5 protein-coding genes and 1 pseudogene are annotated in these 3,749 nt (G+C 64.6%); 3 read left to right on the top strand and 3 right to left on the bottom strand.

Going from position 1 to position 3,749, the window contains the following annotated elements:
* Together CSW58_RS15500 and CSW58_RS13830 are read left to right on the top strand one after the other, a co-directional pair.
* A pseudogene (locus CSW58_RS15500) lies at positions 1–349 on the top strand (hypothetical protein); the annotation flags it as partial.
* Positions 350–355: 6 nt separating this feature from the next.
* Entirely contained in the window at positions 356–553 is a 198-nt protein-coding gene (locus tag CSW58_RS13830) for a hypothetical protein (RefSeq protein WP_143755213.1), read from the top strand.
* A gap of 136 nt (positions 554–689) precedes the next feature.
* Here CSW58_RS13830 and CSW58_RS14190 read toward each other — a convergent pair whose 3' ends face one another.
* The 3 genes from CSW58_RS14190 to CSW58_RS15495 all read right to left on the bottom strand — a co-directional run bounded on the left by CSW58_RS14190 (position 690) and on the right by CSW58_RS15495 (position 2,454).
* Positions 690–854 carry a hypothetical protein gene (locus CSW58_RS14190; protein ID WP_161494622.1) on the bottom strand — a complete coding sequence of 55 codons (165 nt, stop codon included), beginning with the start codon at positions 852–854 and terminating at the stop codon, positions 690–692.
* Between the two features lie 138 nt (positions 855–992).
* Entirely contained in the window at positions 993–1,844 is an 852-nt protein-coding gene (locus tag CSW58_RS12955) for a Ku protein (RefSeq protein WP_099447562.1), read from the bottom strand.
* A 40-nt stretch (positions 1,845–1,884) separates the two neighbouring features.
* Complete coding sequence (locus tag CSW58_RS15495) at positions 1,885–2,454, bottom strand: DUF5961 family protein (protein WP_236627828.1); 570 nt, start codon at positions 2,452–2,454, stop codon at positions 1,885–1,887.
* A gap of 23 nt (positions 2,455–2,477) precedes the next feature.
* Here CSW58_RS15495 and ligD point away from each other — a divergent pair.
* On the top strand, positions 2,478–3,749 hold a 1,272-nt coding region (ligD, locus tag CSW58_RS12945; RefSeq protein ID WP_236627827.1), incomplete at its 3' end, for a non-homologous end-joining DNA ligase.

Raw genomic sequence — 3,749 nt, 5'->3', positions numbered from 1 at the left:
TGAGAGCATCACGCCGCGATCATCGAGACCAGAGGCCTTGGGCGCCCTGCTGAGGTCCATAGACGCGTTCGCCGGCATGCCGTCGACGGTCTGGGCCCATCGCCTGGCCCCGCACGTCTTCCTGCGCCCGGGCGAGCTTCGTCAGCGGGGTGGAGATCGATCTGGAGGCTGGTGTATCCCGCCCAGTCGCATGAAGATGAAGCGCGAGCATGTCGTGCCCCTGTCGAAACGGGCCGTGGCCATCCTGAAAGAGGCCCAAGGCGTTACGGGGCGTTCCTTCCATATCGCCTTTCTTCAAATTCGCCGGGACAGAAAGCCTTGTCTGGCGCGTTTGACCGAAATAGGATGATGAACGATGGCCAAGTCTAATAGTTCATTGATAGCAATAGTGCTGCTTATTTCCTTGTCCAGCGGCAATATTGGCTATGGAATTTGCGCCCTTGTGAACGATGTGGGTAACGGTGTTCCGTTTCTCGGCATCGGCGGCGCCCTTTTGGCGGTGGCTGGCGCGATGCTGGCTCGGGTGAATTTTCAAAAACCGCCCACCGTGTAGCGTTTTGTGCAGCTTGATTGCTTAAATTTGAGAGAAAATAAAATATAATTTAGCTACGATTTATTTATCGGGATCTATTTGAATTCAAGTTTTTCTAACTCGTACATTGTCCGCAGCAAAGAATTAGTTGGCGAATTCACTGGGTGTGGGGCGCCGATGGCCCGCGCGAAAGCGCCCAAATTTGTTCGAAAGTTCGGGTGGCGTCCCTTTCAGTAGAGATCTCCAGCTTCGAAAAAGTATTTTCGATCAGATTGCGATCTGGCGGCGGGGCTTTGTGGGCCGCCAGATTGTCGAGGATCACGACGTCGCCATCTAGGGCGCCGCTCCTGGCGTCATTCGCCTGCTCGCGGATGGCTGCTGATATAGAAAACGCCTGAATCGACGCGTGTCGCCGCCATTGGCTCGCCAGTGGCCGCGCGCGGCCGCGTTTGGCCAGTGCTCAACTGGCCTTGCGAGCCTTGGCCTTGGACGGCGCCTTGGCGGGTTTTGACCCGGCGGCCGGTTTCGCGGCGTGCTTGGTCTGGCCGCCGAGGCTGGCGCGCAGCGCCGCCATCAGGTCCACGACATTGGTGTCGTCCGGCTCGGCCACCCTGGCGGGCTTGTGACCCTTCTTCTTGTCCTCGATCAGCGCCCTGAGCGCTTCCTCATAGCGATCCACGAATTGGCTGGGATCGAAGGGGCCTTCCAGTTGCGCGATGATCTTCTCGGCGATGGCGATCATCGCCGGGTCGGCGGCCTTGTCGCTGATGCCGGCGAAGATCTCGTCGGGCTCGCGCACCTCCGCGTCGGTCCGGATCGTATAGGCCAGGATGCCGCGGTCGCGGGGCTCGAGCGCCACGATCCGTTCTCGGGCGCCGATCACCACGCGGCCCAGGGCGATCTTGCCCGACCTTTCCAGGGCGGTGCGGATCACGCCGAAGGCCTCCTGGGCCAACTTGCCGTCGGGCGCGAGGAAATAGGGGTTGTCCCAATAGAGGCGGTCGATCTCGGCGGCCGGGACGAAGCGCTCGATCTCGATGGTCCGGGTGCTCTCAAGCTTGACGGCGTCGATTTCGTCATTGGTCAGCAAAATGTATTCGCCCTTGGAAATCTCATAGCCCTTGACCAGTTCGGAACGCTCGATCGGCCCGGTGTCCGGGTCGGTCGTGATCATCCGGATTCGGTTATGAGTCTTTGGATTGATCAGGTTGAAGTGGACGTCTCCCGCCGAACTGGTGGCCGTGTAGAGCGCGACCGGGCAGGTCACGAGCGACAGTTTCAGGTGTCCTTGCCAGGTCGGGCGATAGGTCATGTCGGGTCCCTCGGGCGGCGCCGCGGGCGCTCGGACCGACTCAACGACTCAGGAAGCGATTCGTTCGTCCGCCCCGGGAAAGACTCTGGTCGGAGGGCGCGGCGTCGCCGGAGCCCAGGTCGATGCGGAAACAGCGCGCTTGGCCGGTGTCGGCCTCGCGCACGATGACGCTGATCTCAGCGGCGTCGGTCCTTGGCGGGGGGAAATCCTCGACATAGGCTACGGCGGCCGTTTCGAAGGACGCCTCTTGCAGGAGGCGGGCCTGGTGGCTGTCCACGTGACGCGCGTGGACGCGGAACGGCCGGGTCTTGCCGGCGATCGGGCTCATGGGCGGATCTCCTGCCGTCTTGAACGCCTCGGGGCGGGAAAGGAGTCCGCGCCCGCCGCCCGGCCGGATCCCGTGGCCGAGCTGTTCGTTGTTGGTCCTCACCCGAGCCGGAGCAGATCGATGGCCGCCAGCAAGCTCGCCAAATACCAGCAGATGCGCGACTTTTCCCGGACAGCGGAGCCGTCGGGCGAGGACGCCAGGGTCGCGCCCTCCCAGGCGCTGCGGTTCGTCATCCAGAAGCATGCCGCCAGTCACCTGCATTTTGATCTGCGGCTCGAACACGCGGGACCTTTCGATCCTGGGCCGTGCCCAAGGGGCCGTCTCTGGACCCCAGGGACCGGCGGATGGCGATGGCGGTCGAGGACCACCCGCTCGACTATGGCGACTTCGAGGGCGTGATCCCCAAGGGTCAATATGGCGGCGGCACGGTGATGCTGTGGGACCGTGGCTTCTGGGCGCCGCAGACGGGCTTCGAGGACATCGACCAGGCCCTTTCCAGGGGGGAGCTGAAGTTCGTCATGGAGGGCGAGCGGATGCACGGCGGGTGGGTGCTCGTACGCCTGAAGGGCGATGGCGGGACGCGGGCCAAGACCGCTTGGCTATTGATCAAGCATCGCGACGACGGGGCGGTCGAGGGCGATGTCGCCGGGCCGACGGACGACGACCGATCCGTCGCCTCGGGGCGGACCATGGCCGAGATCGCAGACAGCAAGGGCGGGACGATCAGGCCGTTCATGATCGCGAAGGGGGCTGACGCGGGCTCGGCCGGGCAGTCCAAGCCGCCAACGCCCAAGCCAAAGCCCAAACCTAGGGCCGCGAAGGCGAAATCCGTCGCCACCTTGCCGGCCTTCATCGCGCCGCAGCTGACTCGGACGCTGGAAAAGCCGCCCGCCGGCCCCGGCTGGGCGCATGAGATCAAGTTCGACGGCTATCGCATGCAGATGCGCACCGAGGGCGGCAAGGCGACCCTGCTCACCCGCAAGGGCCTGGACTGGTCGGCCCGGTTTCCGGAGATCGTGGCGGCGGGCGCGGGCCTCGGCGACGGTATCCTCGACGGCGAGGTGGTGGCCCTGGACGCTACCGGCGCGCCCGATTTCGCCGCGCTACAGGCGGCGATCTCCGAGGGCAGGACCAAGGACCTGATATTCTTCGTCTTCGACCAGCTGTATTCCGGCCAGGAGGACCTGCGGCCCCTGCCCCTGTCGGAGCGAAAGGCTCGTCTGCGGGCGCACCTGGCCGGCGCGCCGGCCAATATCCGCTATGTCGAGCATTTCATCACCGCCGGCGATGCGGTGCTGCTCTCCGCCTGCCGCATGGATCTCGAGGGCGTCATCTCCAAGCGGCTCGACGCGCCCTACCAGTCGGGCCGCGGCGAAACCTGGGGCAAGTCCAAGTGCCGTCAGGGCCACGAGGTGGTCATCGGCGGCTGGACCACTACCGGCGACGCCTTTCGGTCGCTGATCGCCGGGGTCAACCGTGACGGTCAGCTGGTCCATGTCGGGCGTATCGGCACGGGCTTCGGGCGCGATGTCGTGGCGCGCCTCCTGCCGCGCCTGAAGGCGCTGGAAACGGACGAA

The sequence above is a fragment of the Caulobacter sp. B11 genome (genome assembly GCF_002737765.1).
Lineage (GTDB): Bacteria > Pseudomonadota > Alphaproteobacteria > Caulobacterales > Caulobacteraceae > Caulobacter.
This window is presented reverse-complemented; position numbering and strand designations above follow the sequence as displayed.

Excerpts from the sequence above, each read along its gene's own strand:
- CSW58_RS13830 (WP_143755213.1), top strand. The coding sequence starts at position 356 with ATGGCCAAGTCTAATAGTTCATTGATAGCAATAGTGCTGCTTATTTCC.
- CSW58_RS12955 (WP_099447562.1), bottom strand. The coding sequence starts at position 1,844 with ATGACCTATCGCCCGACCTGGCAAGGACACCTGAAACTGTCGCTCGTG.